Source organism: Micromonospora sp. AB353, assembly GCF_049538395.1.
Classification (GTDB): domain Bacteria; phylum Actinomycetota; class Actinomycetes; order Mycobacteriales; family Micromonosporaceae; genus Micromonospora; species Micromonospora aurantiaca.
This window is the reverse complement of the sequence record NZ_JBMVFV010000044.1, coordinates 12,996-35,146: the sequence shown is the minus strand read 5'-3', so window position 1 is coordinate 35,146 and position 22,151 is coordinate 12,996. Positions and strand designations below refer to the sequence as shown.

The window sequence follows — 22,151 nt, the reverse complement described above, 5'->3', positions numbered from 1 at the left end:
GTCAAGGGGTCATCCGGCGGGCAGGCGTCCCGCCTCCACTGTGGCCAGTGCGGCGGTGGCCCCGCCCAGCGCGCCGGCCGCGGACCCGAGCGTGCTGGCCTCCAGCCGTACGCCGGGCGGGACGGGTGTGCGGGCGGCCAGTTCGGCGTGGGCGGCCGGCAGCATCCACGGCGCGAGCGCCGCCAGGTGGCCACCGACCACCACCACCTCCGGGTCGAGCAGCCCGGACAGCACCGACGCCGCCTGCCCGAGCAGCCGGCCGATCTCGGTGAGCCCGGTCCGTACCGGCTCGTCCCCGGCGCGGGCCAGGGCCTGGATCCGTTCGATCTCCGGCAGGTGGTCGGTGACCGGCCCGGCGTCCGGCAGCAGCCGGCCGATCACCGCGTCCACGCCGAGGAGCGCGGTGAGGCAGCCGCGCCGCCCGCAGTCGCAGGGCGGGCCGTCAGCGGCCAGCGGCAGGTGCCCGACGTCGCCGGCGAAGCCGCGGCCGCCGCGCAGCAGCCGGCCGCCGCTGATCAGGCCCGCGCCGATCGCCGGGCCGCCGGTGAGGTGCACCAGGTCGGTGGTGGCGGCGTACGGGCCGTGCCGCCGCTCGGCCAGCACGGCGAGGTTGGCCTCGGTGTCGACGGTGACGGGGAAACCCCTGTCGCGTAGCGCGCGGCGCATCGACGCGGCAAGCGGCACGCCGCGCCAGCCGAGCGCCGGGGCGGCCGGCACGTCGCCGTCCGGGTCGACCAGCCCCGGCACGGCGACGGTCAGGCCGAGCACGGTGCGCTCGGCGCCGATGCGGGTGACGGCCCGCCGGACCAGCGCGGCGAGCGCCTTCACCGTCTCGTCGGGACCGGCGGTGGCGGCGGGGAACGCGCGCCGCCAGGTGAGCACCGGGTCGCCGCCCAGCCCGGCGGCGACCGCCACCAGTTCGTCCGCGCCGACGCGCAGGCCGAGCCCGGCGTAGCGGGAGCCGTCGAGCACGAGCATGGTGGCCGGGCGGCCCACCCGGTTCTCGGTCAGCCCGGTCTCGCGCAGCAGGCCGTGCTCGATCAGTTCGGCGACCAGGCTGGAGACGGTGGCCTTGTTCAGCCCGGTGCGCGCGGCGACGTCGGCCCGGGAGCAGGGGGCGTGGCGGCGGACGTGCCGGAGTACGGCGGCGCGGTTGGTCACCCGCACGTCGCCGAGGTCGGCCGTCGGCCGGTCGATGCTGATCACGTACTGCCCGCCTCCTGCGCCCGGCCCGAGTTCGGCTACAGCTTAAACTAAATGGGCGAGATTCCGGCCGGCCGGGCCGGGCCGCCGAACCACGGCGCGAACGGTGTCACCGGGACCGGCTCGCCGTCGAGCACCACCCGGCGCGGCGGATCCTCCCCGACCACGCTGACCCGCCGGACGTCGAGCGGGCCGTCCACGCGTACGCGTAGCGTGTCGCCGTCGCGGACGGCGGTGATCGTGGTGTCGCCGTCGGGGTCCCGCACCACGCTCACGGCGTCGACGCCGCCCCAGGCCACCAGCGTGACGTCCCGGAACGGGCCGGTCCCGGCCGTCGGCGCGGGCGCCACCGTGGGGATCAGCGCGCCGTGCCGCACGTACAGCGGCAGCCGGTCCAGCGGCACGCGCACCCGCAGGTGCCGGCCGCCGGGGTGCCGCTGCCCGGTGTACGCGTCGAGCCAGTCGTCGCCCGCCGGCAGGTAGACGGCGCGTTCGCCGGACGGGTCGAGCACCGGCGCCACCAGCAGGTCGGGGCCGAGGCGGTACTGGAGGTCGGCGGTCCAGGCGGCCGGGTCGTCCGGGGTGTCGACGAGCAGCGCCCGCATCATCGGGCCGCCGGTGCGGGCGCTCGCCACCGCCGCCGACCAGAGGTACGGCAGCAGCCGGTAGCGCAGCCGCAGCGCGTCCACCGCGTGCCGTTCCGCCTCGGCCGGGAACTCCCACGGCAGCCGGCTGGTGGTGCCGTGCAGCCGTACCAGCGGGGAGAGCGCGCCGAACTGGGTCCAGCGTACGTACAGGTCCGGTTCGGGGGTGCCGTGGAAGCCGCCGGTGTCGTGGCTCCAGAACGGCACCCCGGACAGCCCGTGCGACAGGCCGCCGCGCAGCGTGCTGGCCATGCCGGGCCAGGTGGCGTTGACGTCGCCGCTCCACTGGGCGCTGTGCCGCTGCCCGCCCAGGTACGACGAGCGCGCCCACACCGTACGGTGCCCGGCGACCTCCTCGGTGACGTCGGCGACCGCGTCGTTGAACAGCAGCGCGTACACGTTGTGCAGTTCCACGCCGGTCATGCCGTTGTGCGCGACCGCGTCCGCCGGTACGCCCTCGGCGAAGTCGGTCTTGAAGGCCGCGACGCCCTGCGCCAGCAGCGGCCGCAGCAGGCCCTGGAACCAGCGCACCGCTGCGGGGTTGGTGAGGTCCACGATGGCGCATTCCGGGTAGCTGCCGTGCCAGGTGTCGGCGACGTACGTGCCGCCGTCCGGGCGGCGCAGGAAGTACCCGGCGGCCTCCGCGTCGGCGTAGAGCGGGCTGCCGGTCATCAGGTACGGGTTCATCCACAGGCACACCCGGAAGCCCTGCTCGGTGAGTTCCTTGAGCATCCCGTCCGGGTCGGGGAACGCGTCGGCGTCCCAGCGCAGGTCCGACCAGTGCCCGGCGACCTGCCAGTAGCAGTCCAGGTGCAGCACGTCGCAGGGGATGTCCCGCTCACGCAGGCGCCGGGCCCGTTCCCGCACGCGCTGCTGGCTGTCCGGGAAGAAGCCGGAGGAGATCCAGGCGCCGAACGCCCACCTCGGCGGCAGGTACGGCCGGCCGGTCAGCGCGTCGAGCCGGTCGAGCACCCGCTCCGGTGTGGGTCCGGCCAGTACGTAGTAGTCGAGCAGGTCGTCCGGGACGAGGATCTGCACGCTGCTGTGGGTGCTCGCGCACACGTCGAACTGCACCGGCAGCCCGCTGTCGACGAGGACGCCGTAGCCGCGGTCGGACAGGTAGAACGGCACGTTCTTGTGTGAGCGGTCGGACTCGCCGCCGAACGCGTCGAAGTTCCACATCAGCGGTCGCTGGCCGCGCTTGTCCAGCGGCGTGAACTTCTCGCCGAAGCCGACGAACCGTTCGTCGCCTGGCGCCACGAAGCTCTCGTGCCAGGCGGCCGGCTCGCCGTCGACTGTGGAGCGGCCGAGCGGCAGCGTGCGGCGCCGGCCGCTGATGTCCCGCGTACCGCTGTCGGACGCAAGCAGCAGCCGCCCGTCGGGGGTGAGGAAGCGCAGGCCCCACGGGTCCAGGCGCACCTCGGCGACCACGCCGCCGGCGTCCACCCGGACGTGCCCGTCGGCCACGGTCACGGTGGCCGGGTGGGGCTGCGGGTGGACCAGCGTCAGCGCGGCAGCGGACCGGCTGCGGACGGAGAGGTCGTCGGCGAGGCGTACCCGGACGATCCCGTCCCCGGCCGCCTCGACGCGCGCGGCCAGCGTGCGACCGGACGCGCAGGTCGCGGTGAGCGTGACGCCGTGCGCGTCGGTCGCGGCCACAGCGGCCCGCAGCACGTCGTCGGCGCCCTCCTCGCCGGGGGCGCGGACCGGCAGGTCGGGCGGGTCGGCCACGAACGTCTCGTACGGGACCAGCGGCGGGCGGTACGGCATGGGCGTCTCCTCGCGGCGTCCACGGGCGGTCCCGCCAGTTTCTTTGGAAGCCCAACTAACTGTCAATGATCGACGGCATTGACTTTCCGTCTCACCTGTTCCTATTTTGGCCGGGATGCCAACTAAAGCGCTGTGGGACGACGGCCGGCTCTGCTACGGCGGGGACTGGAACCCGGAGCAGTGGCCGCCCGACGTGTGGCGCGAGGACGTCGCCCTGATGCGCGCCGCCGGGGTCGGCCTGGTCACCGTCGGCGTGTTCGCCTGGTCCCGGCTGGAACCCGCACCCGGCCGCTACACGCTCGACTGGCTCGACGACGTCCTGGACCTGCTGCACACCGCCGGCATCCGGGCCGCCCTGGCCACCCCCACCGCGTCGCCGCCGCCGTGGTTCTCGCTGCGCCACCCGGACGCGCTGCCGGTCACCGCCGACGGCGTCCGCCTGAGCCACGGCAGCCGGGACACCTACTGCGCCGCCGCGCCCGCGTACCGGGACGCCGCCCGGAGCATCGCCGAGGTGCTCGCCGCCCGGTACGCACACCACCCGGCGCTCGCGCTGTGGCACGTGCACAACGAGTACGGCACCACCTGCCACTGCCCGCACACCGAGGCGGCGTTCCGCCGCTGGCTCACCACCCGCTACAGCGGCCTCGACGCGCTGAACGACGCCTGGGTCACCAGCTTCTGGAGCCAGCACTACTCCGACTGGGCGCAGGTCGGCACGCCCCGCGCCACGCAGTATCTCGCCAACCCCGGCCAGCTGCTCGACTTCCGCCGCTTCTGGTCCGACACGCTGCTGTCCGCGTACACCGAGCAGCGTGACCTGCTGCGCGCGGCGAACCCGGCGGTGCCGGTCACCACCAACTACGTGCTCGGCGACTGGGTGCCGGTCGACCACGCCCGCTGGGCGCGCGAGGTCGACCTGGTCGCGATCGACCACTACCCGTCCGCGACCGGCATGGGCGCCGAGGAGGAGTCCGCGTTCGCCGCCGACCTGGCCCGCGGCTGGGCCCGCCACGGCGCCGGCCGCCCGGTGCCGTGGCTGCTGATGGAGAGCGCCCCCAACCAGATCCACACCGCCGGGCGCATGCACACCAAGGAACCCGGCCGGATGACCCGGCACAGCCTCGCCCACGTCGCGCGCGGCTCCGCCGGCGTGATGTTCTTCCAGTGGCGCGCCCCGGCCGGCGGCGCCGAACGCTTCCACTCCGCTGTGGTGTCGCACGCCGGCGCCGGCACCCGCGTGTTCCGCGAGGCCAGCGACCTGGGCGCCGCGCTGGGCCGGCTCGCCGGGACCGCGCCGGGCCGCGTCCAGGCGGCGGTGGCCATCGCGTACGACGCGGCGAGCGGCTGGGCGCTGCGGCACCCGGGGATGCCCCGCGACGCACTCGACCACCCCGGCGAGGCGGCCGCCGCGCACCGGGCCCTGTGGCACGCGGGCGTCACCGCCGACGTGGTGCCACCCGGCGCCCCGCTCGACGGTTGCCGGCTCCTCGTGCTCCCCGCTTTGTACCTGGCCTCCGACGCCACAGTCGACTGGGTCCGCCGGCACGTCCACGGCGGCGGGCACCTGCTGGTGACCTGGCTCAGCGGCGTCGCCGACGAACACGCCCGGATACGCCTCGGCGGCTACCCGGGCGCGTACCGGGATCTGCTCGGGGTGCGGGTGGAGGAGTTCCACCCCCTCGCCGACGACGAACACGTGCCGCTGACCGGCGGCGGGACCGGCCGGATCTGGTCCGAGACGGTGCACCCGGCCGGCGCGGAGACGGTCAGCGCGTACGCCGGGGGAGTGCCGGCCGGCTGTCCTGCGATCACCCGGAACCGGGTCGGCGACGCGTACGCCTGGTACGTCTCCACCCGCCCCGACGACGACACCTACCGGCGGCTGCTCACCGAGGCAGCAGGGCTCGCCGGCGTGACCCCGGCCTGTCCCGGCGCGCCCGAGGGGGTCGAGGCGGTACGCCGCCACGACGGCCTGCTCTACCTGCTCAACCACACCGACCGGCCGCAGCGGGTGCCGGCCGCCGGGTTCGAGCTGCTCACCGGCGCGACTGTCGACGGCGAGTGGACGGTGGCGCCGGGCGGCGTGGCGGTGGTACGCGAGGAGACCCCGTGACGAGACACTGGTGGTGGGACGGCGGCGGGCGCTGAGACGCGTACCCCGGTCAGGGGGTGGCGACGGCGGCGCGGGAGCGGTCGGCGGCGATCCGCACCGCGAGCGCGGCAAGCACCGTGCCCATCACCCACCGCTGCACGCGCGCCCAGCCCGGACGGCGGGTCAGGAACGCCGACACCGAACCGGCGCTCAGCACGATGAGCGCGTTCACGGTCAGCGCCACGACGATCTGGGTCAGGCCGAGCAGCAGGCTCTGCACCGCCACGTGCCCGCGCGCCGGGTCGACGAACTGCGGCAGCAGCGACACGTACAGGATGGCGATCTTCGGGTTGAGCAGGTTGGTGACCAGGCCCATGGTGAACAGGCGCCGGGGCCGGTCCGGCGGCAGCGGCGCCGGGGTGAACGCCGACGCGCCACCGGGGCGCAACGTCCGCCAGGCCAGCCACAGCAGGTACGCCGCGCCGGCCAGCTTCACCGCCGTGTACAGCGGCGGGACCAGCACGAACACGGTGGCGATGCCGGCCACTGCGGCGGCCAGGTAGACCAGGAAGCCGACCGCCACGCCGAGCAGCGACACCAGCCCGGCCCGCCGCCCCTGCGTCACCGACCGGGACACCAGGTAGACCATGTTCGGCCCGGGTGTGAGCACCAGACCGAGCGCCACCAGACCGATTCCCATGACCGCGCCGACAGTGACCACGTCGCCTCCCCGTTGCCGACCGTGAACCGGACCCTACGCCCACCCGCCGCCCCGCACTGTCCCCTCCCGCCCTCACTGCGTCGATCATGAAGTTGACTGCCGTCCGTGCCCGATTTGTCGCCGTCAACCTCATGATCGCCGGGGCAGGGGGCGGTGGTGCCGGTGCTGCGGCGGTGATACTTGCCGCATGTCGATCGTGCTGTCCGCGCCGGCCACCCCGACCGCTCCCGCCCTGCTGCTGCGCCCGTGGCGCGACGGTGACGCCGACGCGCTGATCGAGGCGTACCGGGATCCGGTGCTGCGCGCCTGGACCAGACATCCGGTGACCGGCCCGGCGCAGGCGCAGGTGTTCCTGCGCCGCAGCCACCAGGGCTGGGCCGCCGGGCACCGGTTCATGTTCGCGGTGCTGGAGGGGGAGCAGGTGGTGGCCTGCGTGGTGCTCAAGGACGTCCGGCCGGGACGTCCGGCCGCCGAGATCGGCTACTGGACGGCCGCGCCGGCACGCGGCCGGGGCGTCGCGCCACGCGCGGTGGAAGCGGTCACCGCGTGGGCGCACGCCCGGTTCGCCGCCGCCGGCCTGACCCGGATGGAGTTGCTGCACCAGGTCGACAACCCGGCGTCGTGCCGGGTGGCGGAGAAGAGCGGGTACGTCTTCACCGAGGTGCTGCCGGCCCGCGCGCCGTTCCCCCGGGACGGCCACCGCCACGTCCGCCGCCTGCCCTGACGTCGGCCCGGTCTCAGCGGCCGAGCAGGCGCAGCAGCAGCCGTGGCTCGCCCGGCCACGCGTCGAGCAGCACCTGCCGGGGCATCTGCCGGGCGGCGTAGCGCAACGCGAGCGCCACCACCACGATGTCGTCGAGCGGGCCGATCACCGGCAGGAACTCCGGGATCAGGTCGATCGGGCTGGCCACCCAGATTCCGGCGACCACGATCGCGACGCGGGCGCGGCGGGGCACCCGCGGGTCGCGGCGCAGCCGTCGTACCGCTGTCACGCAGTCGGGCACGAACGCGGCCAGATCACGCAGGATCCCCGCCGGCAGGCGCCGGGCCAGCAGCACCAGCACCGCCCAGCTCCCGACCAGGCAGGCCGCCGCCACCGCGAGTCCGATGAGCCAGTCGCGCACGCCATCACCCCTCTCCAATGTCCCGGGGCACGCTACGCGGCGACCACGCCCGGCGCCCGGGAACAGCCCGGCCCCGCGCGACGCTGACCCTTGTCGGACGGCGGCGGTTACCGTGGGTACGGGAGGTGACGGCGGTGACGACAGGCTGGGAGGCCGCGGTCGAGGCGCAGATCCGCTCGGCCCAGGAGCGTGGCGAGTTCGACAACCTGCCGGGTGCCGGCAAGCCCATCCCGGGGCGCGACATGCCCTACGACGAGGGCTGGTGGATCCGCAGCTTCATGGAGCGCGAGCAGATCCCGTCCGACCTGCTGCTGCCCACGCCGCTGCAGTTGCGCCGCCGCATCGAACAGCTTCCGGCCGAGCTGCGTGACCTGCCGACCGAGGAGGCCGTCCGGTCGTACGTGGCGGCGCTCAACACCGAGGTGGTGGCCTGGCTGCGTACCCCGACCGGGCCACGCGTGGTGGTCCGCCCGGTGAACGTCGAGGCGGCGGTACACCGCTGGCGCACTGATCGGGAACGCGCCGCGCCGGTCGTCACGGCACCGCAGCCGCCGCACGCCACCTCGACCCGCCCGCGCCGTCGGTGGCGCTGGTGGCGCCGCTGAGACCGCGTCAGCGACGCGCAGCCTGCCAGGTCCACGCGGTCCGCCGCGGCCTGCCGCCGAGCGGCGCGCGGCCGGTCAGCCACAGCAGCACCGGCGCCGGGTCGCCGTCCGGGGCGTCGGGGAACAACCGGCAAACCACCCCTGCACACAGCCCGGCTGGTGGCGACCAGTCCAGGTCGAGCCCTCGGGTCAGGTCGTGTGTGTGCAGCAGGATCTCGGCGACGCCCATCGCGGCGAACCCGCCCGGATCGCACGGTCCGAAGTGCCACGCCCGGTCGTCCGGGCTCGCCGCGTCGATGGTGGCGGCGAGCATCCCGGCCGCGGCCGCCGCGACGGTGAGCACCTCGGCCGGCGTGGCGTCGGCGCGTACCCGCAGGTCGAACGGGAGATAGCCGCTGTCGGGCCGGCCGGACACCTGACCGGCGTACGCGACCAGGTCGTGCGCGATGTGCGCGGCTGTGGTCCAGCAGGACCAGTCCAGCTCTCCCGCGCGTACCGTCCAGTCGCGCCCGGCGGCGGGCCGCAGCACGGCGGTCATCGCGTCGGCGGCGGACCGGACGTCGCCACCGTTCACCTGCGCCGTACCCGCAGCACGCAGGTCAGCATCGGCAGCGTGAACTCCCCGTCGGCGGTCTCCGGCCGGCTCGCCAGGTACGCGCGGATGCGGTCGAGCACTTCCGTGCGCTCCTGGTCCGGCATGACGAGCATCCCGGCCCGGGTGGCGAGCGTCGCCACGAGCGAGTCGGCGCTGCGGCGCTGCCCGTGCGGGAACTCCGCCTGCTCGGGCGAGCCGAACCGAGCCTCGCCGGTCTTCGGCAGGTGCATGGCCGCCGTCGCGGCGCGCCAGCTCGCGGGCGTGTCCCGGGGGCCGATGGCGGCGCTTCCGCTGACCGCCGCGAGCCCGGCGACCCAGTCGACCCGGTCGTCCACGACGTTCCACAGCCCGGCCAGGACACCGCCGGGGGAGAGGACGCGGGCGATCTCCGGCCCGGCCACCGCCATGTCGAACCAGTGTATCGCGTTGCCGGCGACCACGGCATCGACGGAGGCGTCCGGCAGCGGGATCGCCTCGGCGCTGCCGGACAGTGCGCGTACGCCAGGCAGGGTGCGGCGGAGTTCGGCGAGCATCGCCGGGTCCGGCTCGACGGCCGTGACGTCGTCGCGCACCTCGGCCAGCGTGGCGGTGAGCTTGCCGGTGCCCGCGCCGAGGTCGAGCACCCGCGCACCGGGCGCGGGTTCGAGCGCCCACCGCAGGGCGGCCCGCGCGTAGTCCGGGCGGTGTTCGGCGTACGCGGTGGCCGCCGCGCCGAACGACGACGAGTGCCGGCGTCGTGCGTCTTCGTCCATCCGGTCACCCTAGCGACGGCCCGGACGCCTTGACGTACGAACAGCGCTTCGTGAATAATGGGTCGTAGTTCGAGGGGGAGTACCCGACGTTCCACGCATCGCCGTCAGTACGGGCCCGGCCCATCCGGATCCCGGCGGTGCAGCCACCGTCACGGGTGGCCCGGGGAGACCTTCGTCCAGCAGCGCCGGCACCCGCCGGCCCGGGCGAGAGGTCTCCTTCGGTATGTCCGTGTCCTGGTGGATCTGGGCCGTCCTCATGCTGGCGATCGCGGCGATGCTCGCCGTCGACCTGTTCCTGCACCGCGACAACCACGTCATCGGCTTCCGCGAGGCGGCGGTCTGGTCCGGCGTCTGGATCGCGGCCGGCCTGCTCTTCGGCGTCGTCCTGTGGGTCTGGCAGGGCGGCGACGTGGCAGGCACCTACTACGCCGGCTATCTGATCGAGAAGGCGCTGTCGATCGACAACGTCTTCGTCTTCGCGCTGATCTTCACGTCCTTCGCCGTGCCCGCCGCGTTCCAGCACAAGGTGCTGTTCTGGGGTGTCATCGGCGCACTGGTGTTCCGGCTGGTGTTCATCTTCGTCGGTGCCGAGCTGCTCGAGACCTTCTTCTGGACCGCGTACGTGTTCGGCGCGTTCCTCGTCTGGACCGGCTACAAGATGGCGTTCCGCCACGGCGAGCAGACTCCGCCGGAGCGCAACCCGGTCGTCCGGCTGGTCCGGCGGATCGTTCCGACCGACCCGGCCTTCCACGGTGACAGGTTCTTCACCCGGATCGACGGCAAGCGGGTCGCGACTCTGCTGTTCGTGGTCCTGATCGCGGTGGAGGCCACCGATCTGATCTTCGCCGTCGACAGCGTCGCCGCGATCCTGGCGATCACCACCAGCACGTTCATCGTCTGGACCGCCAACGCCTTCGCCATCCTCGGCCTGCGCAGCCTCTACTTCTGCCTTGCCGGGCTGCTGCGCCGCTTCGTGCACCTGCACTACGGCCTGGCCGTCCTGCTCGCCTTCGCCGGCGTGAAGTTGATCCTGTCGGAGACGCCGGTCGGCAAGCTGCCCATCCCGGTCACCCTCGGCGTGATCGTGGTGACGATCGCGGTGTCGATCGTGTGGAGCCTGCGCAGCACCCGCGCCGCCGAGACGCTCGACGCCGCGGCCGACTCCTCGACGCGCTGATCCGCACCGCCGCCGCTGGAGCCCATGCCCACTACCATCTGCGCATGGGCTCCAGCGGGGCGTCCGTCGAAGCCGTCTTCTTCGGCACCACGACCGTCTACCTGTCCGACGGGACGTCCGGCATCCTCATCGACGGCTTCCTGAGCAGGCCCTCGCTGCTCCGCGTCGCGTTCGGTCGCATCGCCCCCGACCTCGCCCGGATCACCGGTGCTCTCGCGCGCGTCGGCCTGACCCGCATCGACGCGCTCTTCGTCGCCCACTCCCACTACGACCACGCCATGGACGCCCCCGAGGTCGTCAAGCTTCTCGGCGGACGGCTGTTCGGCTCCGAGTCCACTCTGAACGTGGGGCGCGGTGCGGGGCTCGCCGAGGAGTCGATGACGCGCATCGCGGACGGCGACGAGTGGACGATCGGTGCGCTCACCGTGCGTGTGCTCACCGGCGACCACAGCCCGGGCAACAGGTTCCCCGGCGTGATCGAGGAACCGCTCGTCCCGCCGGTCAGGGCGAGCAGGTACCGCGACGGCGGGTGCTTCTCGTTCCTCATCACCCACCCCGGCGGTTCGCTGCTGATCCACCCGAGCGCCAACTACGTGCCGCACCGGTTCGACGGGCTCGACGTCGACGTCCTCTACCTCGCGATCGGCGCCCTGGGGGTGCAGTCGCAGCAGTTCCAGAGCGACTACTGGCGGCACGTGGTGGACGCGACCCGGCCCGGCCTGATCGTGCCGATCCACTGGGACGACTTCTTCATCTCCCTGGACCGCGGGCTGCGCCCGCTGCCGAGGCTCTTCGACAGGTTCGCCGGGGCCAGGGCGTTCCTCGACCGAAAGAGCCGGGAGAGCGGCATCGCCGTACGGTTCCCGGAGCCCTTCGAGGTCGTCAGGCCGTTCGTGCGTTAGGTGCTCTCGTCGCACGCGGCGCCGATCGCGAGGCGCACCTCGACCTGCCGTCCGTGGGACTGGATCACCAGCGGTACGCACGCCGGGCCCGCCACCCAGGTGCCACCGGTGTAGACCGACCATGCGGTCGACGCGCTCGCGGCCGGGCACGCCTCGACCTGCACCGTGATCGCCGGGACGACGCCCGGGCCCCACCCGATGCGGGCGCGTTCCTCCCAGCCGGGCGCCACCCGCACCTCCACGGCCGCGCCGACCCGTACTAGCAGGCCCCATTTGGCGAACAGACGTGTCGGCCCTGGTTCACCGGATGACTCGTTCGGTTGCACCACAGTCGACGACACCGCCACGGCGTCGGCCACGACGCGGTATCCCTCACCCGGAGCCGGTGTCGTGGCAACCGAATCGGCGCACCGCAGGCGCTGCCCGCCCTCGGGCAGTGGTGGCAGCGACGCGGCCGGCTCAGGTCGCTCCGCATCCTCGCTCGTGCACCCGGCCGCCGCCAGCAGCAGGCAGGTGGTCAGGGCGACGTGCCCCCATCTCCGGTTCGCCGCCCGCATGCCTCGATCCTGCCAAACGTCGCCACCGAGGCAAGCCCGCTCGGGGACATGGTTGATGGATTACCGGTAACAACAATCCGTTAATCCATGTGGTCAAATAGGACGAATCACCACCACACCATAATGACAGTTATGTGCGCGCAGCCGCCGCGGGAGCGCCTCGGCCGGTCTTGCCGACTACGGTGAGGTGGACGCATCCGAGATGTTGAGTGACATCTCGGCGTCCCGGGTTCTGACACTGGACGTCAGCGAACTTGACATGGAGTGTCAGTGAGCAACTGACCCGAAGTGTCAGTCGTGCAGGTCGTCGACGAAGCCCAAGCTGTAAGCCACGTCTGGCGCGAGGCCGAACGGGAAGTAGCGCTCTGGAGGGTCATCCTCCCGGTTGCCTGCCGGCTGGAGCGGTGGTCGTGCAATCAGGATGCCCGCCTCCATTGCCTCTCTGAGTACGCCGGGGGCAACCCTGCTGAGGTCGTGCGCGCGTTGGTTGTCGCCGCGGAGGACGCGGTAGACCAAATGGAAGACCATCGGGTCGGGCTGGCGGATGTGGTGAAGCTGGGCGAGCCGGTGTTCGGCAGTGCCGTCGAGCACGCCGGGCCGGACGCTGAGCTTGACGTGGGTGGTGTTACGGCTCAGGCGTAGAGGGCTGCCCCGGCGCTGAAGCATCGCGGTCAGTGCGTCAATGGTGTCGTGGACGTGTGGCAGTGGCCACCCGAGGACTTCGGCCAGGTCGTCGGTGCTGACAGGTTGGCCGATGGTCAGAGCGAGGACTGCCTGCAGCTGCATGACGTCCCGGCCGTTCGTTGACGGCGGCTTCCTTGCCTCAAGGATCTCAGCGTTGGTGGTTCTCATCAGCCATCGAGGCCATGGCAGTTGCAGCAGCGTGGCGAGTTTCTGGATGGTGCGTACCGGCAGGTCGTAGAGGTCGGTAGCCGAGGTGAACTTCTCGATGCGGTCGATGGTCACGCCGAGGAGGTTCGCTAGATCCGTTGAGGTGATTCCGTGTGCGCGTGCTCGCCGGATGAGGTCGTGACCGAACGCGGCCGGTCTATCCGGCGGGCCGTTGTGGTGGCCCATCACGATTCGACCAGCAGGCTGACGTCCGTCCAACGCGACGGGGTGAAGGCGGTGACGTGTTCGACCGTGAGTAGGCGTTGACGCATCCACCTGGTGGCGTATCCGGAAAACGTAGATTGGCTGTTGAGGTACGGACCGTACCTGGTGCTGGACATGGGGAGTCGTCGTTCGAGAGCGGCGATCTCATCCTCGGCCTTGCTGCTTGTGCGGACGATCAGCGGGTCGTGGTCGTTGGCGCCGGTCATGCGCCGCCAAGCGATGTGTGCGCGCAGGATCGGTTGTCCGTGGGTGGGAACGGGAATGGAAGCGACGCCGGTTCGCAGAGCGCTCGCGTCATCTGACACCGAGGCGATTGTCCAGCTCAGACCCGGCCGGTTGAACGGGGGCATGAGGACGTTGAGCAGCACAGCTGCGGCCCGGGCGGTGGCGGTTTGGGCGCGGAGGGCGTCCGCGGCCGCGGGCGTGAGGCGGCAACCCAGCCCTACCGCGCATCCTAGTTGCGCCATGCCGATTTTGTGGTCAAGAAGAAGTCCGGAGCGCAGGAGGGCGGCTTGTACTGCGCGAAGCTGAACGAGTCGAGTGGCCTCGCTGTCGCTGGAGTAGAAGAGGGATGCGAGCTTCAGGGTCAATATTTCGGCGAAATTGTCTACCTCGTAGAGAGGGCGCACGCGTCTGTCGCGCGGAAAGCCGTAGGAGAGGACCTCGGAGAAGCTGCGTTTGTAGACCGCGCGGACGGCTGCGAAGTCGTCAGGAGGCAGTCGACGGGCGCACACCGCCAGGAAGGTGAGGAAACCTGCCTCAGGAAGTTCTTCGGGAAGTCGAGGTTCGGCCTGGGTCGGGGGCGGTGGTGGTTGGGGAAGGGAGGCGAGCGTGTCGACTGAAGCGCTGCTGACGTGCAAAGGGGCGAGCCGGGCTTGAAGCGCTCCGGTTGGGGAAGCGTCGAGCAGCCACAGTCGTGCCTGGCTGGCACGGGAGGTGGCGACCAGTTCCTCCACAGCGGGCTGACCGAGGGTGTGGGCGCGGTCGACGACGATGTGGCGGGGCCGGTGACCAATGATCCACGCGGCCGCCAAGCGGCGGGTGTGCTGGTTGGTGGGCAGTTTTGCGGTGTTGTGTTTGCCAAGGGCCTCAAGGATGGCGATCGCGAGCTGGCCGGGATTCTGGACGAAGGGTTGTGGCCTCACGACGAGAACGCCGGCGTCGAGCTGGTCGATGAATCTGAGCACGGTTCGGGTTGCGATGCCGTCCTCGGGGTCGCGGACGATGGCTACCGGCGGCGGGGACGCGGATGACTTAAGGCTCTGCCGGGCCATCGATCCCACCGCCGTGCAGCGCAAACACGTTGGCGACGAGTTCTTCATCGAGCCGGCTGCGGCCGGCCCGGCGGGCAAGTAGTTCCGCCGTGGCGGAGAACAGCGCCCAGTTGCGCCAGATGCCGCGTGCGAACCGGTCGTCGACGTAGTACAGCAGGTCGTCTTCCACCTCGGCGTACAGCGGATGGTAGCCGCGCATGATCTTCGGCACTTCGTTGCGAGCAAGTGCCGTGAAGGTGAGCCGCCGCCAGACCCGTGAGCGGAGCATGGGTTCTCGGGACAGGACTTCCCAGCAGCCGTCGCCGCCGACGTAGAGCAGCCCGAAGGACGTGTCGTCGTGGTCGTGCAGGTAGCGCAGCAGTTCGATGCAGTCCCCGGAGAGCCGTTGAGCTTCGTCGACCACGACGAGGCGGGGTAGGCGTGTCAGTTCGCGGACCAGTTCGGCGGTGATCCAGAAGCGGTTGGTGGAGGTGATGGGGGCGTTGCCGGTCAATGCGTGCAGGAGAAGTTCGGCGACCAGCCGCATGGTGGGCCCGGACGGGAATGAGATGCGGCAGACCGGCATCGACTTCCTGCTCCCCTCGATGTCGAGGCGCTTGGTGGCAACGCGCATGGCGAAGGTCTTGCCCAGGCCGGCAGGGCCGTGAATGACTCCGACGGATCGATAAGTTGCGGTGTCTTTGACAACGTGCTGAGCGATCTGCAGTTGCGCGGTGAGGATCGGGCGGGCTCCGGGCGGCCCGTCCTGCGGGTTCATAACGGACGGTTTCGCCACCGTTCCTCCTCGGCTTCGAGGTCGATGGGCTCGACCAGCGGGGCGACGGGCTGCAGGTCCAGCAAGCTCGTGCGTGCGATTCGCCGTAGGTCACCCGCCCGTGATGCCCGCGTGACCGCCGCCGCTTCGGCTGGGCTAACCAGTCGGATGTCGCTCACGGTCTGCTGGGCTGTCGACAGCACACTCAGCTGCTTGCGGGCCCGGCGGCCGGCGGCGCGTTTGGCGGCTGCTGCCCGGCGGCCCTGCTCACGGACCTCGGCGTAATACTGCTGGACCTGCTCGTCGGCCAGCGCATCGTCGGGGTAGCAGGTGGCGAGGTATTTCCCATCGCTGTACACGTGGATGAACGTGTCGTCGTGGGGCATGTAACGGATGTCGACCCGCTTCCCCTTCATTTCACGCAAAGAACCCGCCGGGTCGGCGTAAGTGAAATTCCTGAACCGGATGCCGGTCCCCCCGATGGTGCGCCGCTCACCGGCGAGCATGAGATGCCGCAGCTCGGTCTCGTCGACCGTCCGGAGGGGAGTCGGATCATCGTGCCAGGCGGCTGCGGGGCTGCGCCGCAGCTGCGAGTGGATGTGCTCGGTGTTGTACCACGTGACGAACTGCCTGATGTGCTCGGTGAACACCTCCCAGGAAAGTGGCAGCGCCCTATCGCGGCGCGTTGTTTCCTCGCCGTAGGCGATGCACGCGGACGGGTCGTCGCGCAGCGGTCCCTCGAGAGTGCCGTCGATCTTGCGGGGACCGTCGGTGAAACCGGGTAGGGCGGTGAGCAGCATCTGCTCGAGGGTGCGGAACGACCGTTCGATCTTGCCTTTGAGATGCGGCTGGTAGCCAGGCAACCGCCGTACGTCGATCGCGAGCATCTGCGCGGCTGCTGTGACAGCGCCCGCAGCGAACTCCAGGCCCTGGTCTAGACGCAGCGCTTCGGGCACACCGATGGCGGGGCCGCAGGGGTCGGCAAGCATGCCCATTCGCAGCGCGGTCAGCACTGTGCCGGTGTGCGGCGTTGGCGAGAGAGCCCAACCGGTGATCACTCTGGTGCTGTCGTCGATGAACATCGTGATCCACGGCTTGATCGCCCGGCCGCGCGGTGGCAGGACGAGGAGGGGGAGGTTCTTATGATCTCCTTCCCAAACCTGGTTGCGCCGGGTGCCGGGACGGCGCAGATACACCTGTTTGGCGCGCCGGGCCCGCTCGCCGTGCCGAGCGGCCGCTTGCGCCGCCGGTGTCATCTGCGCCTCGAAGGCCCGGTAAAGGGTTCGTACGGTCACGGGTCTGGCTCCAGTCCACCCGCTCAACAGGTCGGGGGAGATGGGGACGCCGGCGACGATGGTCCTGCCTGCGATGGCGGCGCACCGTGCGCGGTGCACCGCAGCGATGTTTCCGCGGAAGTCGGCAAACGCGGCGATGTCTGTCTCGGACAGCTCGAACACCGGTCGCTTGCTCGGTGGGCCATCGCGCAGGCGTCGCCACACGCTGCGCTCCGAGACAGCTAGCCCAGCCGCGACCGTGCGGACCATCGCGACGGTCGGCTGCTGATGGCCGAGCTGGGCGAGCGCGGCGGCCCACTCGTCGGTTGTCGGTCGTGGCACAGCGGAACCTCCACCGCTGTTCAGGCAGGCTCCGTAGGCGCCCACTTGGAATTTGAGGCTACTACCGTTCGCGGCGGTGGCACCCTCCTCGCAGCACCGCGTCCGCAGAGGAACCCTCCTGCTGCCGACCGTGACAGCATCGACTGCCTCGACCGTCTCGTACGGGGTTCGCGAACCCGGCGACACGCGTGCTACCCACTAATGACGCGACCTGCTCGACCCGATTCTGCGTCACACGCCAAACTGCGGGCCCGGCTCGCCGTTAGCGACCGGCACGTCGCTGTACGGGCCGAATGCGACAAGCGTCGGAGCGGGCCAAGGCCGAAGACAGCTTTCATCCCTCCGCCCCGGATCCCTTCGGCACCCGTCAAGACGACCATGCGGTACCTCGCCGGCGGCCGCCTTGTCCCGGCGCGCGGGCGCGCCGGTCACGGGGCTGCCAAGCGAAACTTCAGAGACGGCATCCACACCCCTTCGTACTCATGTTCGAGTACGATGCTGACATGGAGCTCCCAGCAGGCTTCGCAGACCGGGTGGGCAGGTTGCGTGATCCGCAGCGATTCGTGGCTGACACAGTCGCGGCGTTGGAGCACGCGGAGCGCCTGGATGCGGATGAAGCGAGATCGGAAGCGCCGCGGGCGATCTGGGACAGCCTGCCTCCTGGTATGCGCCGCCAATATCTTCGGATAGTCAACCCGCCGCTGGAGAAGGTCATCGCCTGGCAGCCCAGCCCGGAGCAGCAAGCGCTGAAGCGGCGGATTGAGGAGCGGTTCCGCTGGCTCAATTCCGACGACCCCGCTGCGGTCGAGCGGCGCAATGAGCACAGGCGCGAGCTCGACCGGCGATCGGCGGAGTTCGCGGAAGAGCAGTTGGTGAAGCAGGCGGAGATCGAGGCGCGCTTGCGCAATGCTGGCTTGCCCGTCATACCTGAACTGATCGACTGGCTTTCGGGTTGTCCGAACCTTCACACGAGACCAAGGAACGCAAGGCACGGTCCAGACGCACGCTGGAGCGAGCGGCCCGGCGAAAACGCGGGTTAGGTGGGCGTGCTTGAGGTCATGCGGATTCCCTACGCCTCCAGACAGGGCCCAGGTCCAAGACCTTCGCCTGGCTGATCGCTCGCTCGGTCGGCCTCGCCGAAGGCCGCCTCGGTGAATGGCCGCGACGTGGTCAGCCGGTGCGGCGGTCCGTGCAAGCAGCCTGCGCAAGGGCACCCAGCGGGACATCGACGGCATGCGCAATGGCATGGAGGACGCCAATAGTGCAGTTGATGCGGCCTTGTTCGACCTCGATCAGCATCCGGCGCGAGACGCCGCTGCGTTCGGCAAGACCGTCGAGGGTGAGATTGGCTGCTTGTCTGGCCCTCGCTATCGCATGGCCGAGCGCCGGGAGGTCCACGGGGGGCGGCGGCTCGATCACAAGAGTTCAGGCAAGCCGCCGCTCGACCTCTTGTCAGTGCAGGATACTGCCCTGAATATGGGGGCATGTTCCCGTCAAGCGCTCGCACGCTGCCGCCCCCTGAAGAAACCGGACGCCACAAAGACGACCAGGCCGCACGGCCGTGACCGAAATTCGGGCCGCTAGCTCACCTGGCCATCGAGAGGCCGATCAGACGGGGGAGCGAGCAGCGGCCTACCGTCTCTTCGACGACCGCCACCCACCCGCTCCATGGATCAGTGCACAAACCGTCGCCGGCCGTAAGGCGAGTCTTCGTCGCGAGGTCTGGCGGGCACTCGTCGACGCCGCCGACGAGACCATGCATGCGACACTCTCAGCGACGCAGATCGCAGCAGCCATCGCTATCGCATCCGGGCGACGTCCAGCGAGCAGGGCAAACATCCAGCACGCACTGAGTTGGCTTCGGGAGGCTGGACTGCTGAAGACCATCGACGCCGGAAAGGGGCAGCAAGCCAACACCTACCAGCTCCGCATTCCCAAGCCCAAACCAGCGGCCCGAACCCAGGGGCCCGCGCGAGATCAACGGCTCCGAGCCTTTGACAGCCGAGCCATTGCATGGAGCCCACAAAGACGCCGCACCTGGCGGGCTGTGTGGCGGGCCGTCCTGGCGGCGGCCGACTCAGAAGGCCGTTTCGCGGGCGATATAGCAAAGCTTGCCGACGCAGCCAGCGACAAGCTGGGCGTCGACATCGCCGACGAGACAGTTGCCAAAGTCCTGCGATGGAGTGTCGCCGCTCAGCTAACGGATCAAGCTCGTGGCGGACGCATTCCCCTGTATCGAATTAAGGCATGACCTGCGCTAGCTCTGGCCGTTGAACCCGGGCCCTCGCTGTGAACCCGGCCGCAGGACGTGCTGACGCTCCTACGGCGACCCCGACGGATACCGCCCTGCCTGTTGGGCTTCCCGGTCCAGCGCGGATAAGCCCGTCCTGCCCCGCCTGCCGCGCCCAGGCGGCGCAGACGCTCAGCACTACCGCAGACGCCCCTGCACACCGCGCGAACTAGCCGGCTGTGGGCCCCCGACACAGCCGCAGCGCCCCCTCGGCATGATCAGTTCTGACGAGGAGGGATGCCGGGCATGTCTGAGGCGCGCGAGGTGCTGGTCATCGGCGGAGGGCAAGCGGGACTGGCGGCGGGCTACTACCTTCGCCGCGCCGGGCTGGATTACAGCATCCTCGACGCCCAGTCCCAATCGGGCGGGGCCTGGCGGCACGGTTGGGCGTCGCTGCGACTGTTCTCCCCGGCCGAGTACAGTCCGCTGCCCGGATGGGGGATGCCCCGGCAGGAGGGTGAGGAGTTCCCGACCGCCGAGCATGTCGTGAACTACCTGCGCGCCTACGAGCACCGTTACGACCTGAGGGTGCACCGGCCCGTGCGAGCGCACGCCGTCCGCTCTGTCGGCGACGAGCTGCAGGTCGAGACATCGGTTGGCACCTGGCGGGCCCGATACGTGATCTCCGCGACCGGCACCTGGGAACGCCCCTACCTCCCCGACTTGCCGGGGCGCGACCAGTTCACGGGCCGCCAGCTGCACACCGTCAACTACGACTCATCGGAGCCGTTCCGGGGGCAGCGGGTGGTAGTCGTCGGTGGGGGCAACTCGGCGGCCCAGATCCTCGCCGAGGTGTCACAGGTCGCCGACACCACCTGGGTGGCGCTGCGCCCGCCGCGTTTCATGCCCGACGACGTCGACGGGCGGGTCCTGTTCGGCGTGGCCACACGCCACGCCCAGCAGGGATCCCCGCAGGGCGTGTCCGACGTCGGTGACATCGTCATGGTTCCCAGCGTCCGCGCCGCTCGTGACCGCGGCGTCCTCATCGCGCAGCCGATGTTCCAGCGGCTGACCCCCCGCGGCGTCGCCTGGGCCGACGGCACGGAGCAGGACTGCGATGCCGTCATCTGGTGCACCGGCTTCCAACCGAACCTCACGCACCTGGCACCTCTCAGCCTGTCCGTCGCCGACGACCGGGTGCCGACCGTGGGCACCCGGTCGGTCGACGAGCCCCGCCTTTACCTACTTGGCTACGGCGACTGGACCGGCCCCGCGTCGGCGACGCTGGTCGGCGCGGGCCGCACCGCCAAGGCCACGGTCGCGGAGATCAGCGAGCTGCTGCGCGCCTGAACGCTTGCGGTCGGGTCTGACGAAGCGTCGCCCTGGTGCCACCGCAGCGGTACCGAAGGGAGCAATGAGGCGGCGCGACGAACAGGGTCCACGGGGAGCAGCCGAAATTCTGACCGTCAGGGAAGGTCGGCGCTGTGGGCGCTGACCCAGAGCTGCGCGGCCATCTGTACGGCGTCCCAGGGGCTGCCCAGCGGCGGGGTGTAGGACAGGTCGAGGTCAGTGACGGCGTCGACAGTCATGCGGTGGTGCAGGGCGCCGGCGTAGATGTCCACGCGGGTGGCGACCGCGGTGTCGCGGTGGCCGATGAGCTGGGCGCCGAGCAGCTGTCCGCTGCGCTGGTCGCCGGTGATCGCGATCGTGATCGGCTTGGCGCCTGGGTAGTAGGCCTTGTGGTCGTCGACGCGGGCCACGTGCGTGGCGGGATCGAATCCGTGCTCCCGGGCGTCGACGTCGCGCAGGCCGGTGCGGGCGGCTACGAGGTCGAAGACTTTGACCACCTGGGTGCCCAGCGAGCCGGCGAACTGCCGGTCGCCTCCGGCGGCGTTTTCTCCCGCCACGCGGCCCTGTTTGTGCGAGGTGCTGCCGAGGGGCAGGTAGGTGTTGGTGTCCAGGAGCCGGTGGTAGGTGTGCACGCAGTCCCCGGCGGCGTAGACGTCCGGCACGCTGGTGCGCATGTGCCGGTCCACGGCGATCGCCCCGCGCACTCCCAGCCGGACCCCGGCGGTCTGCGCGAGCGCGGTGTCGGGACGGACACCGACGACGACGAGCACCAGGTCTGTGACCTGGCTGAAGCTGCCTGTGTCGTCGGACTGGTCGGTGGAATGCCCGGTGACCTTCAGCCGGCCGCCCTCGCGTGCCACCTCGGTGACGGTGGTGTTGGTGACGACGCGTACGCCGTGCTGTGTCAGTTCGTCGGCGACCAGCGTCGCGAGTTGCGGGTCGACGGTGCCCAGCACCTGCGGGATCTGCTCGACCACGGTGACCTGCAGGCCTCGGGCGTGCAGGGCTTCGGCCATCTCCAGCCCGATGTAGCCCGCTCCCACGATCAGCGCGGATTCCGGTCCCCTCCGCAGCGTCTCGGCGAGGGAGAGGGTGTCGTCCATGGTGTGCAGCAGATGGACCCCGTCGGCAGGTGTGAGCTCGTGCAGGCCGGCGATCGGCGGGCGGACCGGGACGGCGCCGGTTCCGATGACGAGCCGGTCGTAGCGCAGCTCTTCGTCCCGCCCGCTTGGTCCGCTGACCGTGACCATGCGGGACGTGGGATCGATGTGCCGGGCGCGGGTGTCCAGGAGCAGCCGCAACCCGGCTCGTTCGAGGTCGTCGCGTGTGCGGTGGGCCAGGTTCCGCCAGTCGGGCACGTCGCCGGAGATGTGGTATGGGATGCCGCAGATCGAGTAGTTGGGGAAGGCGTCGGCGGCGACCACGGTGGTCTCGACGGACGGGTCGACCTGCTGGGCGCGTAGCCCGGCGCTGATGCCGGCGTCGCTGCCACCGATGATCAGGATGTGGGTCATGATGCTTCTCCCATCGGCGGCCGTGGACGGGCATTTTCGCAGCGTAGGTTGCGCGCATGACTCCCTGCCCAAGAGCGGCCAGCGGGTCGGGTGCGCTGCCCCCGGGGCGCTGGGGCTTGACTCTGCCGTGTCAGTCCTGCGGACATCCGACC

The 22,151-nt window shown here is 71.0% G+C and carries 20 protein-coding genes; 8 read left to right on the top strand and 12 right to left on the bottom strand.

The window, feature by feature from the left end; translation table 11 throughout:
- Window positions 1-9 precede the first annotated feature (9 nt).
- Window positions 10-1,206: an ROK family transcriptional regulator gene (locus ACPCK6_RS18805; protein WP_423481761.1), complete on the bottom strand. Its 1,197-nt coding sequence runs from the start codon at window positions 1,204-1,206 to the stop codon at window positions 10-12.
- 47 nt (window positions 1,207-1,253) lie between these two features.
- A complete protein-coding gene (locus ACPCK6_RS18800) occupies window positions 1,254-3,617 on the bottom strand; it encodes a TIM-barrel domain-containing protein (protein ID WP_423481760.1) in 2,364 nt (787 codons plus the stop codon).
- A gap of 115 nt (window positions 3,618-3,732) precedes the next feature.
- Between ACPCK6_RS18800 and ACPCK6_RS18795 the strand changes: the two genes are divergently transcribed.
- Window positions 3,733-5,733, top strand: a complete 2,001-nt coding sequence (locus tag ACPCK6_RS18795; protein WP_423481759.1) for a beta-galactosidase — start codon at window positions 3,733-3,735, stop codon at window positions 5,731-5,733.
- A 49-nt stretch (window positions 5,734-5,782) separates the two neighbouring features.
- Here ACPCK6_RS18795 and ACPCK6_RS18790 read toward each other — a convergent pair whose 3' ends face one another.
- The gene (locus ACPCK6_RS18790; protein WP_396882989.1) at window positions 5,783-6,433 is read right to left on the bottom strand and encodes a LysE family translocator; all 651 of its coding nucleotides are present in this window, start codon (window positions 6,431-6,433) and stop codon (window positions 5,783-5,785) included.
- A 187-nt stretch (window positions 6,434-6,620) separates the two neighbouring features.
- Here ACPCK6_RS18790 and ACPCK6_RS18785 point away from each other — a divergent pair, with 187 nt between their 5' ends.
- Complete coding sequence (locus ACPCK6_RS18785; protein ID WP_423481758.1) at window positions 6,621-7,157, top strand: GNAT family N-acetyltransferase; 537 nt, start codon at window positions 6,621-6,623, stop codon at window positions 7,155-7,157.
- Window positions 7,158-7,170: 13 nt separating this feature from the next.
- Here the strand turns inward: ACPCK6_RS18785 and ACPCK6_RS18780 are convergent, their stop codons facing one another.
- Complete coding sequence (locus ACPCK6_RS18780; protein WP_318336359.1) at window positions 7,171-7,557, bottom strand: YkvA family protein; 387 nt, start codon at window positions 7,555-7,557, stop codon at window positions 7,171-7,173.
- Between the two features lie 134 nt (window positions 7,558-7,691).
- Here ACPCK6_RS18780 and ACPCK6_RS18775 point away from each other — a divergent pair, with 134 nt between their 5' ends.
- Window positions 7,692-8,162, top strand: coding sequence for a DnaJ family domain-containing protein (locus ACPCK6_RS18775; RefSeq protein ID WP_423481757.1), 471 nt, complete (start codon window positions 7,692-7,694; stop codon window positions 8,160-8,162).
- Between the two features lie 7 nt (window positions 8,163-8,169).
- Here the strand turns inward: ACPCK6_RS18775 and ACPCK6_RS18770 are convergent, their stop codons facing one another.
- Window positions 8,170-8,736 carry a maleylpyruvate isomerase N-terminal domain-containing protein gene (locus tag ACPCK6_RS18770; RefSeq protein ID WP_423481756.1) on the bottom strand — a complete coding sequence of 189 codons (567 nt, stop codon included), beginning with the start codon at window positions 8,734-8,736 and terminating at the stop codon, window positions 8,170-8,172.
- Window positions 8,733-9,509 carry a class I SAM-dependent methyltransferase gene (locus ACPCK6_RS18765; protein ID WP_423481755.1) on the bottom strand — a complete coding sequence of 259 codons (777 nt, stop codon included), beginning with the start codon at window positions 9,507-9,509 and terminating at the stop codon, window positions 8,733-8,735. Before ACPCK6_RS18765 ends, ACPCK6_RS18770 begins: the two co-directional genes overlap by 4 nt.
- Before the next feature lie 223 nt (window positions 9,510-9,732).
- Between ACPCK6_RS18765 and ACPCK6_RS18760 the strand changes: the two genes are divergently transcribed.
- Both ACPCK6_RS18760 and ACPCK6_RS18755 read left to right on the top strand, forming a co-directional pair.
- Window positions 9,733-10,686, top strand: coding sequence for a TerC family protein (locus tag ACPCK6_RS18760; RefSeq protein ID WP_396882984.1), 954 nt, complete (start codon window positions 9,733-9,735; stop codon window positions 10,684-10,686).
- Between the two features lie 44 nt (window positions 10,687-10,730).
- Window positions 10,731-11,588 carry an MBL fold metallo-hydrolase gene (locus ACPCK6_RS18755; RefSeq protein WP_423481754.1) on the top strand — a complete coding sequence of 286 codons (858 nt, stop codon included), beginning with the start codon at window positions 10,731-10,733 and terminating at the stop codon, window positions 11,586-11,588.
- Here ACPCK6_RS18755 and ACPCK6_RS18750 read toward each other — a convergent pair.
- The 5 genes from ACPCK6_RS18750 to ACPCK6_RS18730 all read right to left on the bottom strand — a co-directional run bounded on the left by ACPCK6_RS18750 (window position 11,585) and on the right by ACPCK6_RS18730 (window position 16,905).
- Complete coding sequence (locus ACPCK6_RS18750; RefSeq protein ID WP_423481753.1) at window positions 11,585-12,145, bottom strand: hypothetical protein; 561 nt, start codon at window positions 12,143-12,145, stop codon at window positions 11,585-11,587. The genes ACPCK6_RS18755 and ACPCK6_RS18750 overlap by 4 nt on opposite strands.
- 291 nt (window positions 12,146-12,436) lie before the next feature.
- On the bottom strand, window positions 12,437-13,111 hold the full coding sequence (locus tag ACPCK6_RS18745) for a hypothetical protein (RefSeq protein WP_423481752.1): 675 nt from the start codon (window positions 13,109-13,111) through the stop codon (window positions 12,437-12,439).
- A 110-nt stretch (window positions 13,112-13,221) separates the two neighbouring features.
- On the bottom strand, window positions 13,222-14,535 hold the full coding sequence (locus ACPCK6_RS18740; protein WP_423481751.1) for a P-loop NTPase family protein: 1,314 nt from the start codon (window positions 14,533-14,535) through the stop codon (window positions 13,222-13,224).
- The gene (locus ACPCK6_RS18735) at window positions 14,516-15,310 is read right to left on the bottom strand and encodes an AAA family ATPase (RefSeq protein ID WP_423481750.1); all 795 of its coding nucleotides are present in this window, start codon (window positions 15,308-15,310) and stop codon (window positions 14,516-14,518) included. Before ACPCK6_RS18735 ends, ACPCK6_RS18740 begins: the two co-directional genes overlap by 20 nt.
- Window positions 15,289-16,905: a TnsB C-terminal domain-containing protein gene (locus ACPCK6_RS18730; protein ID WP_423481749.1), complete on the bottom strand. Its 1,617-nt coding sequence runs from the start codon at window positions 16,903-16,905 to the stop codon at window positions 15,289-15,291. Before ACPCK6_RS18730 ends, ACPCK6_RS18735 begins: the two co-directional genes overlap by 22 nt.
- 503 nt (window positions 16,906-17,408) lie before the next feature.
- On the opposite strand from ACPCK6_RS18730, the gene ACPCK6_RS18725 reads away from it, so the two are divergent.
- The 3 genes from ACPCK6_RS18725 to ACPCK6_RS18715 all read left to right on the top strand — a co-directional run bounded on the left by ACPCK6_RS18725 (window position 17,409) and on the right by ACPCK6_RS18715 (window position 20,485).
- Window positions 17,409-17,945 (top strand): hypothetical protein, encoded by a 537-nt coding sequence (locus ACPCK6_RS18725; RefSeq protein ID WP_423481748.1) that lies wholly within the window; start codon window positions 17,409-17,411, stop codon window positions 17,943-17,945.
- 115 nt (window positions 17,946-18,060) lie between these two features.
- Window positions 18,061-18,489, top strand: coding sequence for a hypothetical protein (locus ACPCK6_RS18720; RefSeq protein WP_423481747.1), 429 nt, complete (start codon window positions 18,061-18,063; stop codon window positions 18,487-18,489).
- A 952-nt stretch (window positions 18,490-19,441) separates the two neighbouring features.
- Window positions 19,442-20,485 (top strand): ArsO family NAD(P)H-dependent flavin-containing monooxygenase, encoded by a 1,044-nt coding sequence (locus ACPCK6_RS18715; protein WP_423481746.1) that lies wholly within the window; start codon window positions 19,442-19,444, stop codon window positions 20,483-20,485.
- A gap of 116 nt (window positions 20,486-20,601) precedes the next feature.
- On the opposite strand, the gene ACPCK6_RS18710 is transcribed toward ACPCK6_RS18715, so the two are convergent.
- Window positions 20,602-21,999, bottom strand: a complete 1,398-nt coding sequence (locus ACPCK6_RS18710; RefSeq protein ID WP_423481745.1) for an FAD-dependent oxidoreductase — start codon at window positions 21,997-21,999, stop codon at window positions 20,602-20,604.
- Between the last annotated feature and the right edge of the window lie 152 nt (window positions 22,000-22,151).